Origin of the sequence: Gordonia hydrophobica NBRC 16057, from assembly GCF_001592365.1 — a bacterium.
GTDB lineage: Bacteria > Actinomycetota > Actinomycetes > Mycobacteriales > Mycobacteriaceae > Gordonia > Gordonia hydrophobica.
This window is the reverse complement of record NZ_BCWU01000007.1, coordinates 217,343-235,560: the sequence shown is the minus strand read 5'-3', so window position 1 is coordinate 235,560 and position 18,218 is coordinate 217,343. Positions and strand designations below refer to the sequence as shown.

General features: G+C 69.1%; 18 protein-coding genes. 6 read left to right on the top strand and 12 right to left on the bottom strand.

What is annotated here, in order from left to right:
• Positions 1-26: 26 nt before the first annotated feature.
• Entirely contained in the window at positions 27-737 is a 711-nt protein-coding gene (locus GH2_RS13650; protein WP_066169037.1) for a GNAT family N-acetyltransferase, cg3035/Rv0428c family, read from the bottom strand.
• A 1-nt stretch (position 738) separates the two neighbouring features.
• Positions 739-1,335: a peptide deformylase gene (locus tag GH2_RS13645; RefSeq protein ID WP_066169033.1), complete on the bottom strand. Its 597-nt coding sequence runs from the start codon at positions 1,333-1,335 to the stop codon at positions 739-741.
• Between the two features lie 170 nt (positions 1,336-1,505).
• On the opposite strand from GH2_RS13645, the gene napA reads away from it, so the two are divergent.
• From napA to GH2_RS13625, 4 genes are all read left to right on the top strand, one after another.
• Positions 1,506-1,862, top strand: coding sequence for a nucleoid-associated protein NapA (gene napA, locus GH2_RS13640; protein WP_066169030.1), 357 nt, complete (start codon positions 1,506-1,508; stop codon positions 1,860-1,862).
• 53 nt (positions 1,863-1,915) lie between these two features.
• The gene (locus GH2_RS13635) at positions 1,916-2,431 is read left to right on the top strand and encodes a LytR C-terminal domain-containing protein (RefSeq protein ID WP_066169027.1); all 516 of its coding nucleotides are present in this window, start codon (positions 1,916-1,918) and stop codon (positions 2,429-2,431) included.
• 125 nt (positions 2,432-2,556) lie between these two features.
• Positions 2,557-3,156, top strand: coding sequence for a superoxide dismutase family protein (locus GH2_RS13630; RefSeq protein WP_066169024.1), 600 nt, complete (start codon positions 2,557-2,559; stop codon positions 3,154-3,156).
• Positions 3,157-3,170: 14 nt separating this feature from the next.
• Complete coding sequence (locus tag GH2_RS13625; protein WP_066169020.1) at positions 3,171-4,301, top strand: glutamate--cysteine ligase; 1,131 nt, start codon at positions 3,171-3,173, stop codon at positions 4,299-4,301.
• Positions 4,302-4,736: 435 nt separating this feature from the next.
• Here the strand turns inward: GH2_RS13625 and mnhG are convergent, their stop codons facing one another.
• Genes mnhG through GH2_RS13595 form a run of 6 tightly spaced genes read right to left on the bottom strand, consistent with a single transcriptional unit; the run spans position 4,737 to position 11,289 of the window.
• A complete protein-coding gene (gene mnhG / locus GH2_RS13620; protein WP_066169017.1) occupies positions 4,737-5,066 on the bottom strand; it encodes a monovalent cation/H(+) antiporter subunit G in 330 nt (109 codons plus the stop codon).
• Positions 5,063-5,326 (bottom strand): monovalent cation/H+ antiporter complex subunit F, encoded by a 264-nt coding sequence (locus GH2_RS13615; protein WP_066169014.1) that lies wholly within the window; start codon positions 5,324-5,326, stop codon positions 5,063-5,065. The genes mnhG and GH2_RS13615 overlap by 4 nt, the downstream gene beginning before the upstream one ends.
• A complete protein-coding gene (locus GH2_RS13610) occupies positions 5,323-6,108 on the bottom strand; it encodes a Na+/H+ antiporter subunit E (protein WP_066169010.1) in 786 nt (261 codons plus the stop codon). Before GH2_RS13610 ends, GH2_RS13615 begins: the two co-directional genes overlap by 4 nt.
• Positions 6,105-7,742 carry a Na+/H+ antiporter subunit D gene (locus tag GH2_RS13605; RefSeq protein ID WP_066169007.1) on the bottom strand — a complete coding sequence of 546 codons (1,638 nt, stop codon included), beginning with the start codon at positions 7,740-7,742 and terminating at the stop codon, positions 6,105-6,107. Before GH2_RS13605 ends, GH2_RS13610 begins: the two co-directional genes overlap by 4 nt.
• Positions 7,739-8,404: a Na(+)/H(+) antiporter subunit C gene (locus GH2_RS13600; protein ID WP_066169005.1), complete on the bottom strand. Its 666-nt coding sequence runs from the start codon at positions 8,402-8,404 to the stop codon at positions 7,739-7,741. The genes GH2_RS13605 and GH2_RS13600 overlap by 4 nt, the downstream gene beginning before the upstream one ends.
• Positions 8,404-11,289, bottom strand: a complete 2,886-nt coding sequence (locus GH2_RS13595; protein ID WP_066169002.1) for a Na+/H+ antiporter subunit A — start codon at positions 11,287-11,289, stop codon at positions 8,404-8,406. Before GH2_RS13595 ends, GH2_RS13600 begins: the two co-directional genes overlap by 1 nt.
• 82 nt (positions 11,290-11,371) lie before the next feature.
• Between GH2_RS13595 and GH2_RS13590 the strand changes: the two genes are divergently transcribed.
• Together GH2_RS13590 and GH2_RS13585 are read left to right on the top strand one after the other, a co-directional pair.
• Positions 11,372-11,791, top strand: a complete 420-nt coding sequence (locus tag GH2_RS13590; protein WP_066168999.1) for a hypothetical protein — start codon at positions 11,372-11,374, stop codon at positions 11,789-11,791.
• Positions 11,792-11,909: 118 nt separating this feature from the next.
• Complete coding sequence (locus tag GH2_RS13585) at positions 11,910-12,491, top strand: hypothetical protein (RefSeq protein WP_066168994.1); 582 nt, start codon at positions 11,910-11,912, stop codon at positions 12,489-12,491.
• A 27-nt stretch (positions 12,492-12,518) separates the two neighbouring features.
• Here GH2_RS13585 and GH2_RS13580 read toward each other — a convergent pair whose 3' ends face one another.
• From GH2_RS13580 to GH2_RS13565, 4 genes are all read right to left on the bottom strand, one after another.
• A complete protein-coding gene (locus GH2_RS13580) occupies positions 12,519-14,111 on the bottom strand; it encodes an acyl-CoA synthetase (RefSeq protein ID WP_066168992.1) in 1,593 nt (530 codons plus the stop codon).
• 137 nt (positions 14,112-14,248) lie between these two features.
• Positions 14,249-16,465, bottom strand: coding sequence for an AAA family ATPase (locus GH2_RS13575; RefSeq protein WP_066168990.1), 2,217 nt, complete (start codon positions 16,463-16,465; stop codon positions 14,249-14,251).
• Positions 16,466-17,464: a CDP-alcohol phosphatidyltransferase family protein gene (locus tag GH2_RS13570; protein ID WP_066168987.1), complete on the bottom strand. Its 999-nt coding sequence runs from the start codon at positions 17,462-17,464 to the stop codon at positions 16,466-16,468. It lies immediately after the preceding gene.
• On the bottom strand, positions 17,464-18,180 hold the full coding sequence (locus GH2_RS13565) for a phosphatidylserine decarboxylase (protein ID WP_066168985.1): 717 nt from the start codon (positions 18,178-18,180) through the stop codon (positions 17,464-17,466). The genes GH2_RS13570 and GH2_RS13565 overlap by 1 nt, the downstream gene beginning before the upstream one ends.
• Positions 18,181-18,218: the final 38 nt, after the last annotated feature.

Genomic DNA, 18,218 nt, shown 5'->3' with positions numbered 1-18,218 from the left:
CTCCACCGTAATTGATGCTGCCGGCGCTACAGCGTCAGCAGTCGGCAGGTGTGATGGAGCTCGAATCCGCGTGCGCGCCAGGCGTCGCGAGCGGGGTCGTCGGCCGTGGACACCGTCGCGGCGGCCACGCGGTCGGCGATCAGCGACCAGTCGCCGGTCGGCGTCGGCCCGGTGGGTTCGGGCCCGATCAACACTTCGTAGGCGGCGTCGACGCCGATGGCCGCACCGAGTGCCGAGGGGCGGAGCAGGCGTTCGGCGAGCATCACCCGGGCGGGCAGACCGCGGACGGTGAGCCAGGCGACGGCGCCCGGCAGTCCGGCGGACGTGGAGCCGAAGTCGATCGGTGCGGCGACTCCGGAGCGGACGTGCCCGGCGTCGTCGCCCGGCGCGTTGAGGAGCCAACCGTCGATCTCGTCCCGCTCGGCGGCAGGCGCGGCCAGCATCAAGGCGCGCTCCACCTCGCGGATCTCGGAGTTGCGCACCACCCGCCGCGACAGCAGTCGGACCGACGAGATGGCGGTGACGGGCAGTCGGTGCAGGCGACCGTCGCGTTCGATCACGTACGCGTCGTCGGTCCGCTCCCGCAGGATCCCGGTGATGTCCGACTGGCTGGGGCCGTCCGCGACCGGGGGATTGGGCGCGTCCCGCCAGTCCGCGGGGGCATCGTCGCCGAGTCGATAGCGGATGACGACGCGGTCGCCGACCGCGGGCTGAGCGGGAGAGGAACCGGGCGGCATGTCAGTCGTCGTGGCCGAAGGGATCGGTGACTGCGCCGGGGAGCCAGGTGAGTCCGGGAACGCCCCAGCCGTTGCGCTTGACGGCCTTCTTGGCAGCGCGCGCATTGCGGCCGATCAGCACGTCGACGTACAGATACCCGTCGAGGTGCCCGGTCTCGTGCTGCAGCATGCGGGCGAAGAATCCGGTGCCCTCGATCTCCACGCGCTCACCGTGCCGGTCGGTGCCGACCACCTTGGCCCAGTCCGCGCGTCCGGTCGGAAAGCCCTCGCCCGGAACGGAGAGGCAGCCCTCGTCGTTGTCGTCGGGATCGGGCATGGTCTCGGGGATCTCTGAGGTCTCCAGGACCGGATTGATCACCTCACCGCGGCGCCTGGCATGCATCTGGGCGTCGGGGCAGTCGTAGACGAACATCCGCAGGCCCTTGCCGACCTGGTTGGCGGCGAGGCCGACGCCGTTCGCGGTGTCCATCGTCTCGTACATGTCGTCGAGCAGCGCGACGATCTCGTCCGACGGCTTGCCGTCCGCGTCGAGTTCGACGGGCGTCGTCGGCTGATGGAGCACGGGTTCACCGATGATGCAGATCGGGAGAATTGCCATGAGACGGCATTCTACTGCCCGACACGTCGTGCGGTGCTGCGGTGCGTCACCGCGGATGCGGCGACCGATCGTGGTTAGATGTTCGACGGAACCACACTGATGTCATTCGTTCGCCGGGGGACTGCTGCGAACGTGGTGTGGATGCATGGTTCAGCTGTTTGAGGAGCGAAATGAGCGGCGCAACGGCGCGGAGCCCGAAGGGCGACGATCCCACAGCGGTCGATGGAGCCCAGGACCAGGCGAACCTCGACCCGCACGAGGTCGGTGACGACGGCCTGACCCGCCGTGAACGCGACATTCTCGGCTTCGAGCGACAGTGGTGGAAGTACGCGGGTTCCAAAGAGGACGCGATCAAGGAACTCTTCAATCTCTCGGCGACCCGGTACTACCAGGTGCTCGGTGCGCTCGTCGATCGGCCGGAGGCACTCGCCGCCGATCCCATGCTCGTGAAGCGTCTGCGCCGGCTGCGCGCCTCGCGTCAGAAGGCGCGCGCGGCCCGTCGTCTCGGCTTCGACATCACCCAGTGACCGCAGTGCGACGCTCGAGCTGCCTGAGCTGGGTGTGAGTTAGAGTTGCCGTGATGAATGCTGAAAAAGAATCCAACCGACTGCCGTTCCGTGCGGGTGCCATGTTGCTGGCGGCGATCGCCGTGGTCTGCATCGGTCTCGGAATCCATCAGCTGACCTCCGGCGGAGACGATCCCGAAGCGGGTCTTAAGGCGGCGTCGGAGAGTGCGGCGGCCGCAGAGTCGGCGACACCGACGCCGTCGGCCACCACGACCACCGCAGCGAGCGAATCGTCCAAGCCCGGTGCCGCCGCCGATATGCCCGCCCTGTGCGTTCTCAACGCGGGCCGGGTGACGGGTCTGGCGGGCGAAGTGGCCAAGACCCTGACCGACCAGGGATTCACCGTCGAGGAGACGTCGAACCTCAGCACGTCCAGCGTGAGCGAGAACACCATCTTCTACACGCCGGACCAGGAGGACGCGGCCAAGAAGGTCGCCGAGGAGGTTCCGGGCGGTGCCGAATTGAATCCGCGGCCCGATGCTTTCACCCGGTGCCTGGGGCAGTTGGCGGTCGTCGTGGTGAGCCGGTAGCGCGCGGCCCAGACGGACCGGTCATAATCATTGGCGAACAGAATCAATTCCGATCACGGCATCAGCCCGGTGCGAGCGAAGCGATACAGCTGCGTCCGCCCCTGCCGACCGACGAAGGAGCACTCATGACCGTCCGTAGCACCAATCGCGCTTCGGCAGTTCGGGCCATCGCAGCAGTCGCCGCCGCGGGCGGCGCAGTACTGGCGCTGTCGGCGTGTACGCCGAATGAGCACCCGTCCGACGTGAAGGGCACCACGCCCGCCGTCGTGACCGGCGATCAGGTGGCTCCCGGCGAGGTCGTCAACATGGACCAGATCCCGTCGGCCGAGTCCGCGTCCGCGACGCTGGTCGACAAGGACGGGCACCGCGTCGGGTTCGTGAGCCTCTCGCAGGAGGGCGACGCCGTGAAGGTGGCGGCGCGCGTCTCCGGGGTCAAGCCGGGCGAGCACGGGCTGCACATCCACACGGTCGGCAAGTGTGAGGCGTCCACCGCCTTCGCCAGCGCGGGCGGACACTTCCAGGTGGACGGCCGCACGGAGAAGCCGGAGTCCGGTGACCTGATGAGCATGAACGTCCTCAAGGACGGAACGGCCAGCAACACCTACACCACCGATGCGTTCACGGTGCAGCAGATCCGCGGCAAGGCCCTGATCCTGCACGACCTCGCGGGCACCGGCACCGAGGCTCCGCGCCTCGCCTGCGGCATCCTGCGCCAGACCAGCTAGCGATTCGGACGACGATGACCTCCCCGGCGGGCATCGCCTTCAGCGCCTCCCCGCGGCCGACGCTGGGCGTGGAGTGGGAGCTGGCGCTGGTCGACCAGACCACACGGGACCTCTCGAACGCGGCCGACCAGCTGTTCCACCTCGTCGAGGAACGGGCAGGCGACCAGCGGGGCAAAATCCACCGGGAGCTCCTCCGCAACACGGTCGAGCTCGTCACCGGCATCTGCACGACCGTCGGTGAGGCGATGGACGATCTCGGCGGTTCGCTGGAGGTGGTCCGTGGTCTCGCCGACGAGATCGGCGTGGATCTCTACGGCGCGGGCACGCATCCGTTCGCCGAATGGTCGGCCCAGCAGTTGTCGGACGGCAGCCGGTATGCCGAGTTGATCGAGCGCACCCAGTGGTGGGGTCGGCAGATGTTGATCTGGGGCGTACACGTGCACGTGGGCATCGACGACCGTGACAAGGTGCTGCCGATCCAGTCGTCACTGCTCAAGTACTACCCGCATCTGCTGGCGCTTTCGGCGTCGTCGCCCATGTGGGCCGGTCGGTCGACCGGTTATGCGAGCAACCGCGCCATGATGTTCCAGCAGCTGCCGACCGCAGGCCTTCCGTTCCAGTTCGAGACCTGGTCGGAGTTCGAGGGCTTTGTCCACGACCAGAAGACCACCGGGATCATCGATCACTTGAACGAGATCCGCTGGGACGTCCGGCCGTCGCCGCATCTGGGCACCATCGAGGTTCGGGTGTGTGACGGCGTCTCGAATCGACGAGAGCTGGCCGCAATCGTGGCGCTCACCCACTGCCTGATCGTGGACTTGGACCGGCGGCTATCGGCGGGGGAGACCCTGCCGCAGATGGCCCCCTGGCTGGTGCAGGAGAACAAGTGGCGCGCCGCGCGGTACGGACTCGATGCGATCATCATCCAGGACTCTGCGTGTTCCGAACGACTGGTGACCGAGGACTTCGCCGACCTGCTGGTCCGGTTGGAGCCGGTCGCGGCGTCGCTCGGCTGCCTGGACGAGTTGGGGCTGGTGCACGAGATCATCGACGGCGCCGCCAGTTACCAGCGTCAGCGGATCGTGTTCGAGGAATCCGGCGATCTCCGCGCCGTCGTCGACTCGGTGGTTCGCGAACTGCACTGAACGATTGATTCCCAGGGATGGTCGTTCCACGCTGGTCGAGTGCTGCCTGCGAGCGGAGCCGAGCACGCACGCGGTGGTCGCGGGAGGCCTCCGTTTGATCTGATGTCGGCGCCGCGCCGCCTGCTGTCACATGGTGCTGAGAACTGCTTGCTCAGCGCCCTCCGGCGGCAATATTCCGTCGGAAGCGCCTGAGCAGGCAGTTCTCAGCAGGGATCGTCAGTCGGACGAGGCCTCGCCGATGAAGACCACCGCTTCCCGCCACGGAGGCGCCGGCCCAAGATCCGTCGGAGCACTGGCGGGATCACCACATGATGGCGGCGGAAGGCCCGCGGTTCCAGCGAACTCACGGTCTCGATAACTGCGTGCTCGCTCCGCCCGCAGCCACCCCACGACCAGTGTCGGGGACGACCGTCACCGGGAATCAATCATCGAAGGCTATTCCCGCCGCGCCGTGAAATCTCCTTCGTCGATCACCTCGTCGCCCAGGGACTGCTCGCGATAGACCAGGCGGCCGACGCGCTGGGCGACGACGGGGGCGGTGATGAGCGTGAACAGGCCGGTCAGGATCAGCATTCCACCGTCCACGTGACCGTTGAGGCGGATGAAGGTGCCCGTGAGGACCAGGATCATCCCGAACGTCTGCGGTTTGGTGGCCGCGTGCATGCGGCTGAGGGTGTCGGGGAAGCGGACGATGCCGATCGCAGCGGTGAGCGCCAGCAGTGATCCGGTCAGGATCAGGACCGCGGAGACCACGTCGATGATCATCGCTGATCATCCCGCACACGAAACCGAGCGACGGCGATCGACCCGATGAACCCGACCAGGCTCAGGGCGACGATGCCGGGGACGACCGTGGTGTCGAAGGTGTAGGCGACCCACACCGACAGCCCGCAGATGGCGATCGCGACCAGCGCGTCGACGCCGACGAGCCGATCGAGCGTCGTCGGTCCGCGGAGCGTCCGGTACGCGGTCAGCGCTGCGGCGGTGAGCACCATCGCTGCACTGAGAATCCAGACGACGGTCATCGCTTCTCCTTTCGGGAGGCGTCCTGCTCGGCCACGCGCTGACGGTCGGCGAACGGTACGTGGTGGTAGTCGTCGTCGATGCCGTGGAGCGGGCTGGGATGCCATTCCTCGTCGCGCTCGAAGGTCCGGATGAACTCGCGCTCGATGTACGCCACCTGGCTCAGGAAACTGTCGACGTGCTTCTGCTGGCGCGCGTCGAAGACGTGGATGTAGAGCATGCGCGCCGGTTGATCGATCTCCACGACCATCGTGCCCGGCACCAGATTGATGTAGTCGACGGCGAGGGTGAGGGTGAGGTCGGACTTGATCGCCATGTGCACGCGCACCACCACGCCGAGCGGCGGCTCACCGGGCTTGACCGCGGCCCACGCCACCTGGGCGCTGGAGATGAAGAAGTTGTAGAGCATGGTCGCGACCAGTTTCAGCGCCGACAGCGGATGGAACCGACCTTCGACGGCGACGCGCGGCAGCGGCAGCAGGACCATCACCAGGAGTGCGATCACGGCGCCCGCCACGATGTTGCTCCAGGTCACGTCGCCCCACAGCAGCACCCAGACCGAGGTCAGCCACGCGAACCCCCACAGCCGCAAGCCGATCTCGCGGAGCGAGCCGCCCATCCACCTGGGGGCGCGTAGGCGTGCGCTCAACCAGACGTAGAGCCGCACCACCGGCCACGCGAAGTTGACGAGAGCCACCCGCCACAGGTTGCCGAAGAACGCGGCCACCGGGCGTTTGCCCACCGGTTTGGCGTGCGGTCGATCGGGAAACGGCGCCGGACTCATCCCTGACCTCCGCTCGGATGCATCGCTGCCTCGGACTTCTGCAGGACCGTGGAGATGTACTGACTGCGGTCGATCACGCCGTCTGCGGCGTCGTCGGTGAAGTGGAACATGGGGCCGCCCCACAAGGTCAGCGCCAACCCGGCCGCGACCATCGCCATGGTGGGAACCACCATGGTCACCGGCATGCGGCCGACGTCCTCGCGTTCGGAGAGCAGCACGTCCTCACCCTCCAGGATCAGCGCCGACGCGGTGCTCGAGGCCATCGCGCCCTCGGGGGCGTCGGCCCGCGCGCGCCAGAACGCCTTGGTCCAGATGCGGGCCATCACGTACAGCGTCAGCAGGCTGGTGATGACCGAGCCCGCGATCAACACCCACGACAGCGCCGACCCGTCCTGAGCGCCGGCCTCCAGCAGCGCCACCTTGCCGATGAATCCGGAGAACGGCGGAATGCCGCCCAGGTTCAGCGCGGGGATGAGGAACAGCACCGCGAGCAGGGGACTCGCGATGAGGCCGCCGAGGCGGCGCAGCGACGCCGAGCCCGCTTGTCGTTCGATCAGGCCGACCACCAGGAACAGCGTGGTCTGCACCAGAATGTGGTGGGCGACGTAGTAGATCGCCGCCGACGTCGACAGCTGCGAACCGACGGCGATGCCGAACACCATGTAGCCGATGTGGCTGACCAGTGTGAACGACAGCAGTCGTTTGATGTCCGACTGCGCGATGGCGCCGAAGATGCCGACGAGCATCGTCAGCAGGCCGGCCACCATCAGGACGTTGTCCATCGTGCCGCCCGGGAACAGCAGCGTGTGGGTGCGGATCAGCGCGTACACGCCGACCTTGGTCAGCAGGCCGGCGAACACCGCGGTCACCGGTGCGGGTGCGGTGGGGTACGAGTCGGGGAGCCACGTCGAGAGCGGGAACACGGCGGCCTTGATTCCGAACGCGACCAGCAGGACGGCGTACAGGGCGTTGCGCGTGCCGTCGGGGACCTCGTCGAGCCGGATCGCCATCTCGGCCAGGTTGAGCGTCCCGGTGGTCGCGTAGGCGAAGGCGATGCCCGCCAGGAAGATCAGCGACGACACCATCGACACCATGATGTACGACGCGCCCGCGCGGACGCGATCGGTGCTCGCACCCAGGGTGAGCAGGACGAAGCTCGCAGCCAGCAGGACTTCGAAGGAGACGTACAGGTTGAACAGGTCGCCGGCGAGGAACGAGTTGCAGACGCCCGCGGTCAGCACCAGGTAACTCGGCAGGAAGATCGACACCGGCTGTTCGGTGGTGCCGTCGCGGACGTCCTGCCCGATCGCGTAGACCACCACGCACAGCAGCACGGTCAGCGAGATCACCAGCATCAGCGCGGCCAGTCGGTCCACGACGAGCGTGATGCCGAGCGGTGTGCCGACCAGGCCGTGCCCGTCCCAGCCTCCGATGGTGACCGCGAACGTTCCGTGGGCGCTGGTCAGATACATCATCAGGCACGACGCGGTGAGCGCGATCCCGAGGGCGACGACGGTCACCAGCCGCTGCACCCGCGGACTCCGCCCGGCGAGCAGGGTGACGGCGGCGGCGACCAACGGGACCAGCGTCGGCAGGACGATGAGCGTCGTGATCCACGAGGGTTGCGGGCTCATCGGTTCACCTCCGCATCGTCGTTGTCGAGGTCGTCTGGGCTGTCGGCGTCGGACGGCATCTCGTCGCCGTCGTCGGGCAGATGATCGAGGACGTTGGCGTCCTCCGGCATCAGGTCCGGCTCGTGGACGTTGACGTGCGAGGCGATGAACTCCTCCGCGGTGATCGGGTTGCCGCGGGAGTCGAAGAGGTCGCCGACCACGGTGTCGGCGCCCGTCGACGGATCGTCGCTGCGGTCGCGGTCGGGCAGCGACTCGAACGACCCGGTGAGGATCTTGATGTCCTCCTCGTCGTCGCCGACCTCGTCGTCGGTGGCGATCTCCTGGCCGGGCAGCGGCTCTTCCTCTTCGGCGGCCTGGTTGATCTGGAACAGCCGATACGTCAGGGCGAGGATGAACGCGGCGATGCCCACGGTCAGGACGATCGCGGTCAACACCATGCCCTGGGCGAGGGGATCGGTATCGAACGACTGCCCCGCGGACTCGCGCCCCCGGATCGGCGGATGGCCGGGCGGCCCGGCCAGCACGACGATCATCAAGTTCAAGGCGTTGCCGACCAACAGCAGGCCGAACAGCATGCGGATCAAGCTGCGTTCGGTCAGCAGATAGACGCCTGCGGCGGCCATGGCGCCGATGACGATCAACAGTCCGAGGTTCACCGCCATCACTTCACCTCCGCCGGGGTCGCGTCGATCTGCTGTTCGCTCTCGCGGTCCGCGACGTCGAGTCGGGCGCCGAGACTGCGCAGCACGTCCACCACCAGGCCGACGACGATCAGGTAGATGCCGAGGTCGAAGAACAGGGCGGTCACCAGTTTGAAGTCGCCGAAGATCGGCAGGTGCAGTTGGAACGTCGCCGACGACAGCGCGGGGGCGCCGAAGAACAGGGAGGTGGCGGCGGTGCCCGCGGCGATCAGCAGTCCGGCGCCGAGGATGGTGCCCGCTTCCACGCGGAGGGCTTCGCCGAGCTCGTAGCGTCCTCCCGCAAGGTAGCGCAGGACCAGGGCCAGCCCCATCACCAGGCCGCCGGCGAAGCCGCCGCCGGGCGCGTTGTGTCCGGCGAAGAAGAAGTACGCCGACAGCACGACGAGTGTCGGGAACACCAGTCGCGTGGTCGCTTCGAGGATCAGCGAGCGCTGGGCGGGATCGCGCATCTCGCTGCCGCGCAGCCAAGTGGTGCGACCGTGGGTTGCGTCGTCGCCGTTGCGTCGCTGCGCGATCTGGTCGTCGGTGACGCGCGGGACGGCGCCGAAGCGGCGACTGCGGAAGAGCATGGAGGCGACGCCGGTCGCGGCGACGATCAGCACCGACACCTCGCCGATGGTGTCCCAGGCGCGGATGTCGACGAGCAGCACGTTGACGGCGTTGGCGCCGTTGCCGAACTCGTAGGCGGCGTCGCCCAGATACACGTGGAGCGGTTCGGTGGAGCGCGCGGCGGCGGCGAACATGCCGATCAGGACCAGCATCGCGCCGAAGGCCACGGCGATCGCGATCCGGACCGGACGGTGCCCGGTGCTCTGCTTCGGCGTCGCCTCGGACGGCAGTTTGCGCAGCACCAGGACGAAGACGACGAGCGTGAGGCTCTCGACCAGGAACTGGGTCAGCGCGAGGTCGGGTGCGCCGTACAGTGCGAACAGCGCACCGCAGCCGTAACCGGTCACGCCCAGGGTCAGCAGCCCGGCGAGACGATTGCGGAGGAGTGCGGTCGCGGCGGCCGCGGCCACCATGATGAGGCCGATGACGACCTCGGAGGCAGTGTTGAAGCCGTGCAGGTGCAGGCCGTGTCGGTCGCCGAGGAACAGCACGGTGACCGGAAGCAGGACGGCGGTCGACAGGATGACGCCCTGGGTGATCGGCAGCGAACCGCGCTGGGTGTTTCGGGTGACCCACAGCGACACGCGATCGGCGGTGCGCAGCGACGCGTCGTAGATCCGGTCGGCGTTGAGGCGCGGCGGGGTGACGAACAGCTTCCGGCGACGGGCGCGGAGGAAGAGGAACAGTGCGGATCCGCCCAGCACCACGATGATCGAGAACATCACGGGCAGTCCGAAGCCGTGCCATAGTGCGAGATGCTCGACCTCCTCGCCGTACGCGGGCAGGGTGTGCGCATACGGTTCGACGAGGTCGCTGATCCAGCCTGCGAAGAACGAGGTGACGACACCGGTCGTCGCGAGGACGGCGGGCGGGAGCAGGAACATCCGGGCGGGCTGCTCGAGTTGGGCGACCGCGCGGGTCGGCAGCCTGCGGACCTTGCGGCCGAAGGCGCCCCAGATGAAGCGGACGGTGTAGGCGAACGTGAGGACCGATCCGACCAACAGCACGATGTCGACGATCGAACGTTGAACGGGCGAGAGCGCGCCGGTCTCCCAGATGCTGCCGAACGCGGTCTCCTTGCCGACGAAGCCGAAGGTGAACGGCAGGCCGGCCATACTGGCGCCGGCGAACGCAGAGATCACCGCGAGCCCGGGGAGGCGCTGACCCAGCCGGGCCAGCTTGCGGATGTCGCGCGTGCCGGTGGAGTGGTCGATGATGCCGACGACCATGAACAGACAGGCCTTGAACATCGCGTGCGCCACGACCATCGCCATGCCTGCCATCGCGACGTTGGCGTCGCCGATGCCGACCAGCACGGTGATGAAGCCGAGCTGGGAGACGGTGCCGAACGCGAGGATCAGCTTCAAGTCGAGCTCGCGCAACGAGCGCCAGCCGCCGAGCACCATCGTGAGCATGCCGAGGCCGATCACCGGGATCTGCCAGCTCAGCAGCGGGGCGAATGCCGGTGCCAGCCGGGCGACGAGGTAGACGCCCGCCTTCACCATCGCCGCAGCGTGCAAGTACGCGCTGACGGGGGTGGGCGCCGCCATCGCTCCCGGAAGCCAGAAGTGGAAGGGCACGATCGCCGACTTCGAGAGGGCGCCGATCAAGATCAGGACGACGGCGACGTCGACGTAGACGCCTGCGGTCGGCGGGTGCGCGATCAGGTCGGACAGCAGGTAGCTGCCCGTGCGCTCGCCCAGCATGATGATGCCGACCAGCATCGCGAGGCCGCCGAAGGTGGTGACCAGCAGCGCCTGGGTGGCGGCGCGGCGCGAGGTGGCACGAACGGCGAAGAAGCCGACCAGCATGAACGACAGGACGGTCGTCGCCTCCCAGAAGACGTACATGACCAGGGTGTTGTCGCTGACGACGAGGCCGAACATGGCGCCGGCGAAGGCGACGAGCTCGCCGCCGAAGACGGCGATCCGGCGACGCATCTCGTCGAAGTAGTTGGCACAGTAGATCAGGACCAGGGTCCCGACCCCCAGAATCAGCACCGACATCACGGCTGCGAGGGTGTCGAACCGAAGGGTGATGTCCATGCTCAGGCTGGGGATCCACCTGACGACTTCGACGCGCGGCGGCGATCCCGACTCGGGCCAGTGGGCGATCACCCAGCCCAGACCTGCGGCCGGGGCGACGGCGAGGACGTAGAATCCGCGGGAACCGAGAGCCTTGATGATCGGTGGTGCGATGAGCGCACTGATGAACAGGGCGATCAATACCAGGATCAAAATGGCACTCCGACGGTGTCGAGGACGGGCGGGCGGGGTGTCGTACAGACGAGACGCTGGGTACTACCTTACCGTTTCGGTTATGAAGCACATTCAGAGACTGGTGACTGTTGCGCTGATCGTCCTGTGCGCGGCTACCGTTCTGGTCGCTTGCGGCTCCGACGACGGGGCGGCGTCGGAGGGTGTTCAACTCCCCGCTGACTTCCCGTCGCAGGTCCACCTCGTCGAGGGTGCGATCCTCTCCGCATCCGGGGAATCCACCACCTGGCAGGTGACCGTGCAGGCGCATGCCGCCGACGGAGATCCGCTGACGAACGCCGTCACCACGCTGACTGACGCGGGGTTCGCCGAGTCGTCGCGCGTCGACGAACCCGCTGCGAAGTCCGTCCTGCTCAGCAAAGACGAGGACGACGGCAAGCAGTTGTGGGTCAACGTCGGGCTCTCGGCCGACGCCTCGGCCAGCCGTTCCACACTGATCTACCAGGTCAGTCGCGTCGGGTAGACGCCCACGACGTCGAAGCAGACTCCCACCGCGTTCCCAGCCAGTTGCCAGGCGGAACCGGTTCACTCGAGTGTCGAGGCCGTGACATCGCGTCACGGCTGCCACGAGAGGACTGACGATGACTGACCGCGACCAGCCCGAGACGCCCGACACGACCACCCCGGCGGGAGGTTCGGACACCCCGGCCGACCGTCCGGAGGCCGGTGACGCGACGGCCGCGACCGAGCCGATCGCAACCGAGCCGATCGCGACGGGGCCGATCGCGGCGGGGCCGACTGCGACGGGGCCGGCCGCTGCGGAGCCTGGGCCTGCCGCGCAGCCCGCCCCAGTTCCGGCGGCGGCAGAGCCCGTCGACAACCGGATTCGCGTGAAACGATCCTGGATCGTCGCGGGTGCCGGCGTCAGTGCTGCGGCACTCCTCGGCGCCGGGTTCGGACTCGGCTACATCACCGCTGATCAGACCGGGAATCACGGCGATCACTCGCAGCGCTACGAGCGCAGCGAGGTGATGCGCGGCTTCTCCGGCGAGGTTCCCGGCAACGAGTTCGGTCCGGGCCGCCGCTGGCGCGTCACTCCGCCGAACGGCGACGGGCAGGACTCGGACGGGCAGAACCCGGAGGGGCAGACGCCCACCGCACCCGGGCAGCAGAATCAGAATCCGCAGACCACCGCTCCCCAGACGCCGGGCACGGCGAGCTGACACTCGTCGCTGCGCCGGCGCTCGAAGTCAGTCGGCGACGCGTTCGTACTCGGTGCGCAGATCCTTCTTGAGAATCTTTCCCGACGGGTTCTTCGGCAGGGCGTCGGCGAAGATGACGTACTTGGGGCGCTTGTACCCGGCGAGGGTGCTCTCGACGTGCGCGTCCACCTGCTCGCGGGTGAGCGTCACGCCCTCCTTGGGCACGATCACCGCGGTGACGGCCTCGATCCACTTCGGGTGCGGCACGCCGAACACCGCGACCTCGGCCACGCCGTCGAGCAGGTAGACGGCCTCCTCGACTTCCCGGGAGGCCACGTTCTCGCCACCGGTCTTGATCATGTCCTTCTTGCGGTCGACCACCGAGAGGTAGCCCTCGGCGTCGATGACGCCGAGGTCGCCGGAGTGGAACCAGCCGTTCCGGAAGGCGGCGGCGGTCTTCTCCTCGTCGTTGTAGTAGCCGAGGCAGGCGTGCGGACTGCGGTGGACGATCTCGCCGACCTCGCCGGTGGGCACCGGATTGTCCTCGTCGTCGACCACGATGGTCTCGACGTTCAGGGCCGCACGACCGGCCGACCCGGCGCGGTCGAACTGCTCGTGCGGCTGCAGAATCGTGGCCAGCGGCGACATCTCGGTCTGACCGTAGAAGTTCCAGAGCTGCACCTGCGGGAGGCGGCGGCCCATCTCGCGGAGCACCTCCACCGGCATCGCCGAGGCGCCGTAGTACCCCTTGCGCAGGGAGGAGAGATCACGCGTCTCGAAGTCGGGATGGCGCAGCAGGGAGATCCACACGGTCGGCGGGCAGAACAGTTTGGTGGCGCGGTGCTTCTCCACGGCTGCGAGCAGCGCCGCGGGCTCGGGGCTCGGCAGGATGATGCTGGTGGCTCCGAGATAGACGTCGACCGAGAGGAAGCAGTCGAGCTGCGCGCAGTGGTACAGCGGCAGGGAGTGCACTTCGACGTCGTCGGCCGTCATGCCGCCGTCGATGATGCAGGAGACGTACTGCGAGACCAGCGACTTCGACGACAGCAGCACGCCCTTGGGGCGTGACTCGGTTCCGGAGGTGAACATCATGCGCAGCGGATCGTCGTCCCCGACGAGGACATCCGGTGCAGAGGCGTCGTCGTGCTCGATCCACGTGGCGACGTCCTCCCAGCCGTCTGCGCCGGCGCCCGCGAGCGGGATGGTCCCGCGCACCACGTCGGTGCGCGACGACGCATCGACTGCTGCGCCCACCGTGCTGACCAGAGTGTCCTCGGCGACCACGACGCTCGCGCCGGAGTGGTCGAGGATGAACGCGATCTCGTCGACGCCCAGCCCGAAGTTGATCGGCACCAGGATTGCGCCGAGGCGGGCGGTCGCGAAGTTCAGGACCGCGAACTGCCAGCAGTTGTGACTGACCAGGGCCAGACGGTCGCCCTTCTGCAGTCCTCGAGCGGTCAACGCGTTGGCGCAGCGATTCACGGCCGCGTCGAACTCGGCGAACGTCAGGGCGGTGTCGCCGTTGATGATCGCGGTCTTGTCCGGCGATCGCAGCGCGGTGCGTCGGAGCAGATCACCGACGGTGTACGACCGTGTGGTGCTGATGGCTGCCGCGGTCTGCTCGGTGTACCCGGTCGTCATGAATTCTCCTCGATCACGCGCTAATACTTGGAACTCCAAGCAATGTATCGGGAACGTGGGCGGCGGGGCGAGGATTGGCCGAGAATTCGTCGGACAGCCCAACGCCGACTGAATCGATTGCTCTCGGGAAGGATGCCCTACTGAGCTCGGCGCTCCGCATACGCCGCCAATTCGGCCACCTGAGCCGAATCGAGCGAGGGGCGGACGACGGCCCGGGCCGTCTCGACGTCGGCGTCGGTGACCGTCGCGGCGTCGATGTCTCGGCGCATCGCGGCGAGAGCGGCCTCACGCAGCAGCGCCGAGCAGTCGGCCGCCGAGTAGCCGTCGAGATCGGCGGCCAGCTCGACGAGGTCGACGCCCGACAGCGGGACGTTGCGGGCGGCGGTCTGAAGGATGTCGGCGCGCGCGTCGGCGTCCGGCGGCGGCACGAACACCAGGCGTTCCAGTCGGCCGGGGCGCAGGAGCGCGGGGTCGATGAGGTCGGGCCGGTTGGTGGCGCCGAGGACCACCACATCGGTGAGCGGCTCGGCACCGTCGAGCTCGGTGAGCAGTGCCGCGACCACGCGGTCCGCGACGCCGGAGTCGGTGGAGCCGCCGCGGCGCGGCGCGAGCGCGTCCACCTCGTCGAGGAAGACCAACGACGGCGCGCTCGCGCGGGCCCGGGCGAAGAGATCGCGGACGGCGCGCTCGGAGGAGCCGACCCACTTGTCGAGGAGCTCGGCGCCCTTGACGCTGTGCACCGAGAGTCGTCCGGAGGCGGCGAGCGCCCGGACCACGAAGGTCTTGCCGCAGCCGGGCGGGCCGTACAGCAGCACACCGCGCGGCGGCTCCACGCCCAGGCGGGTGAAGGTGTCCGGATGCTGCAGCGGCCACAGGACCGCCTCGGTGAGGGCCTGCCGGGTCTCGACCATGTCGCCGACGTCGTCGAGGGTGATCGATCCGAGCGCGACGTCGGGCGACTCCAGTCGGGAGGCCGGGCGGATCACGCCGAGTGCTTCGACGAGATCGTCGGTGCGGAGCGCGGCGTCGGTGTTGTCGCGGGTCGCGCGCGAGGCGGCGCGCAGAGCGGCGTCGCGGGTGAGCGCCGCGAGGTCGGCGGCGACGAATCCGGGCGTCCGTGACGCGACGGCGTCCAGATCCAGGCGGCCTTCGGTGGGCACGTCGGAGAGGATCGCGCCGAGCAGCTTGGCTCGCTGGCCCGCGTCGGGGAGTCCGATCGTCAGCTCGCGGTCGGCGAGGTCGGGTTCGCGGAGCCGGGAGTCGAGACCGACGGCGTCGGAGGTGGTGGCGATCAGGGCGATGGAGCCGTTCGCGACGGCGGCACGCAGATCGTCCAGGATCAGCGTCGAGACCGGGTCGCCGTCGATCGGAAGCAGCTTGTCGACGTCGGTGACTAGCAGCACTCCGCCTGCGGCCAGTCGCGCGATCGCCTGCTGGACGGCCGCCCGCCGACCCTCGGCCGCGAGCGCGCCGACCGACGGGCCGTCGACCTCCGCCAGCGGGCGATGCTCGCAGACGGAGCGGACCAGCGTCGCCTTGCCCACGCCGGAAGGGCCGGAGAGCAGCACGCCGAGGCGGGGTTGCGCGCCGAGGGACCGGAGCACGTCGGGGTTGTCGAGCGTCACGCCCAGCCATTCGGTGAGCCGGGCGACCTGGGCGTCGACGCCGACGAGTTCGGAGACCGGGCGCACGCGGGCCGGTTCCGGAACGGGCGCGGCAGGCTCGGCGGGTACCCCGGCGGCGGCAGGCGCCACGGGCGTCGCGCCGCCGGTCGCCGCGGCCTCGGCGGCCGGCAGCGCGGAGCCCTCCCACAGCACGGCGGTGTTCGTCTGCACGCTCACCGGGCCGTCGGGCACGGTCGCCACGACGGTCAGCAACTCGTTGGTCCAGGTGATGCCGACGGAACGCGCGAGCGACGCTGTCGCGGCGGTGGCCGTGAAGTCGGGGCCCAGATCGCGCGGGAGCAGGGAGACCGTGTCGCCGACGCTGACGACCTTGCCGAGCAGGGCGCGTCGGAGGGTTGCCTCGGCCACCGACACGCTCGCGAGGCGCGAGCCGCGCACGGTGACGCGGGTGGCGCCGTGCACCACGACGGGCGCGACGACGACCGTCGAGTCCTCGCGGATCCCGAGGTTCGAGAAGGTGAGGTCGTCGAGCAGGATCAGGCCGGTCGGCGAGTCGGGCGGTGCAGCGGCGACGACGGCCGACGAGACGCGTCCGCCGGTCAGCGAGACGGCGTCCCACTCGCGCAGGGACAGCGCGGCGAGCACCTCGGGGTGGACGCGGACGATGCCGCGGCGGGCGTCGGCGGCCGAGGTGTTGAGCCGGGCGGTGAGGGTCAGCGTGGGGGCCATTCAGTCCTCGCGAGGTCCTTGGGGGCGACGGAGTCCCAGACGGGCGGTTGACCGCTGCGGGATCACTCGACGGCGGTTGCCGTCGGCGACCGCCTGTCTGCGATCCTCGCGGCGTTGCAGCCGCCGGGCGCGGGCGGGGGCGTCCCAGTGTTCCGGATGCGAGGCGGCCCAGCGTTTGGTGCGCCACGCGAAGGGGATGTGAATCAGATAGGCCGTCACCATGATGATCATCAGCAGGTACGGGAAGGTGAACAGCAGCGCGGCGGCCGCGGCGACCACGAACAGCAGCCCGGCGAGCGCGTTCGGTCGGATGCTGGCCGATTTCATCGACAGCGTCGGCACGGTGCTGACCGCGAGCAGCCCGGTGAACAGCAGCCAGGCGCTGACCGCGGGCATCGAGACCCACCAGCCGTGCCCGAAGTGCTGCTGCAGGCCGATCGGCAGCAGCGCCATCACCGCTGCGGCCGGAGCAGGAACGCCGACGAAGTAGTCCTTCGTGTACTTGGGGGCGTCGACGTCGTCGAGCAGCGTGTTGAAGCGGGCGAGCCGTAGCACGATGGCAGCGCAGAACAGCAGGGCCACCACCCAGCCGAAGTCCTGGGCCGCGGCGCTCGGGTTGTCGCGCAAGACCGTGGCGTACACGATCAGTGCCGGCGCCACGCCGAAGTTGATGGCATCGGCCAGGGAGTCGAGTTCGGCGCCGATCTTCGTGGTCGCGTCCATGAGGCGTGCGACGCGGCCGTCGATGCCGTCGAAGACGGCGGCCAGGACCAGCAGGCCCATCGCCAGATCGACGTTGCCCGCATCGGCGGAACGGACTGCGGTGAGCCCCGCGGACAGCGCCAGGATGGTGAGAGTCGACGGGACGATCAGCCGACCCGCGCGCGCCGACCGCGCCGACCGCGGACGCCGTGTCTCGTGGTCGCGCCTACGGCTGGAGGACAGCCGCAGACGTCGCGGCCGATGGACCGGACGGCGATGCGGGCGGATCCGAGGCATCAGGGCAGCTCCGCCAGCACCGTCTCGGCACCGACGGCGCGCTGACCCCGCGCCACCTTCACCGTCGAGCCCTGCGGGAGGTAGATGTCGACGCGCGAGCCGAACCGGATGAGCCCGTACGTGTCGCCGAGCGTGAGCGCGTCGCCGGGTGCGGCGTCGTTGACGATCCGCCGCGCCAGCAGTCCGGCGATCTGCACCACGCCGACCGCGGGACCGGAACCGTCCGGGCCGGTGGCGATGGTCATCGCGGTGCGCTCGTTCTCGCTGCTCGCGGCGGGGAGGTCGGCGGACAGGAAGGCGCCCGGGGTGTGCACCACCGACCGGACGCGGCCGGCGATCGGCACCCGCTGCACGTGCACGTCGAAGACCGACAGGAACGTGCAGACGCGGGGGAGAGGCTGGTCGCCGAGGCCGAGTTCCGGCATCGGGACGGCGTCGTCGACCAGCGCGACGGTGCCGTCGGCCGCCGCGACGACGAGCCCCTCGCCGGTCGGCGGGACACGGCTCGGGTGACGGAAGAACAGGGCCGACGCGGCGGCCGTCGCGAGTGCGGGGCGGGCGATCCAGCGCCGCTTGCGGCCCAGCACCGCGACCGCAGCGGGCGCGGCGACGAACGGGATGCCCGCCGGGTGCAGCGGCGGAACCGTCTCGCGGATCAGGTCGACGACGTGGGCGAGCCCCGCGCGGTCGTCGGGTTGGGAGGGACGTCGAGCCACCGGTTCTGCACTCCTAGATCAACGGGCCGCGCGACGGC

What these genes read in the sequence shown, in the direction of transcription:
- GH2_RS13600 (WP_066169005.1), bottom strand. Translation starts at nt 8,404, where the DNA reads ATGGCGGTGAACCTCGGACTGTTGATCGTCATCGGCGCCATGGCCGCC.
- GH2_RS13585 (WP_066168994.1), top strand. Translation starts at nt 11,910, where the DNA reads ATGACTGACCGCGACCAGCCCGAGACGCCCGACACGACCACCCCGGCG.
- GH2_RS13630 (WP_066169024.1), top strand. Translation starts at nt 2,557, where the DNA reads ATGACCGTCCGTAGCACCAATCGCGCTTCGGCAGTTCGGGCCATCGCA.
- GH2_RS13570 (WP_066168987.1), bottom strand. Translation starts at nt 17,464, where the DNA reads ATGCCTCGGATCCGCCCGCATCGCCGTCCGGTCCATCGGCCGCGACGT.
- GH2_RS13605 (WP_066169007.1), bottom strand. Translation starts at nt 7,742, where the DNA reads ATGAGCCCGCAACCCTCGTGGATCACGACGCTCATCGTCCTGCCGACG.
- GH2_RS13635 (WP_066169027.1), top strand. Translation starts at nt 1,916, where the DNA reads ATGAATGCTGAAAAAGAATCCAACCGACTGCCGTTCCGTGCGGGTGCC.
- GH2_RS13645 (WP_066169033.1), bottom strand. Translation starts at nt 1,335, where the DNA reads ATGGCAATTCTCCCGATCTGCATCATCGGTGAACCCGTGCTCCATCAG.
- GH2_RS13575 (WP_066168990.1), bottom strand. Translation starts at nt 16,465, where the DNA reads ATGGCCCCCACGCTGACCCTCACCGCCCGGCTCAACACCTCGGCCGCC.
- GH2_RS13590 (WP_066168999.1), top strand. Translation starts at nt 11,372, where the DNA reads ATGAAGCACATTCAGAGACTGGTGACTGTTGCGCTGATCGTCCTGTGC.
- GH2_RS13625 (WP_066169020.1), top strand. Translation starts at nt 3,171, where the DNA reads ATGACCTCCCCGGCGGGCATCGCCTTCAGCGCCTCCCCGCGGCCGACG.
- GH2_RS13650 (WP_066169037.1), bottom strand. Translation starts at nt 737, where the DNA reads ATGCCGCCCGGTTCCTCTCCCGCTCAGCCCGCGGTCGGCGACCGCGTC.
- mnhG (WP_066169017.1), bottom strand. Translation starts at nt 5,066, where the DNA reads ATGATCATCGACGTGGTCTCCGCGGTCCTGATCCTGACCGGATCACTG.
- GH2_RS13610 (WP_066169010.1), bottom strand. Translation starts at nt 6,108, where the DNA reads ATGAGTCCGGCGCCGTTTCCCGATCGACCGCACGCCAAACCGGTGGGC.
- napA (WP_066169030.1), top strand. Translation starts at nt 1,506, where the DNA reads ATGAGCGGCGCAACGGCGCGGAGCCCGAAGGGCGACGATCCCACAGCG.
- GH2_RS13615 (WP_066169014.1), bottom strand. Translation starts at nt 5,326, where the DNA reads ATGACCGTCGTCTGGATTCTCAGTGCAGCGATGGTGCTCACCGCCGCA.
- GH2_RS13580 (WP_066168992.1), bottom strand. Translation starts at nt 14,111, where the DNA reads ATGACGACCGGGTACACCGAGCAGACCGCGGCAGCCATCAGCACCACA.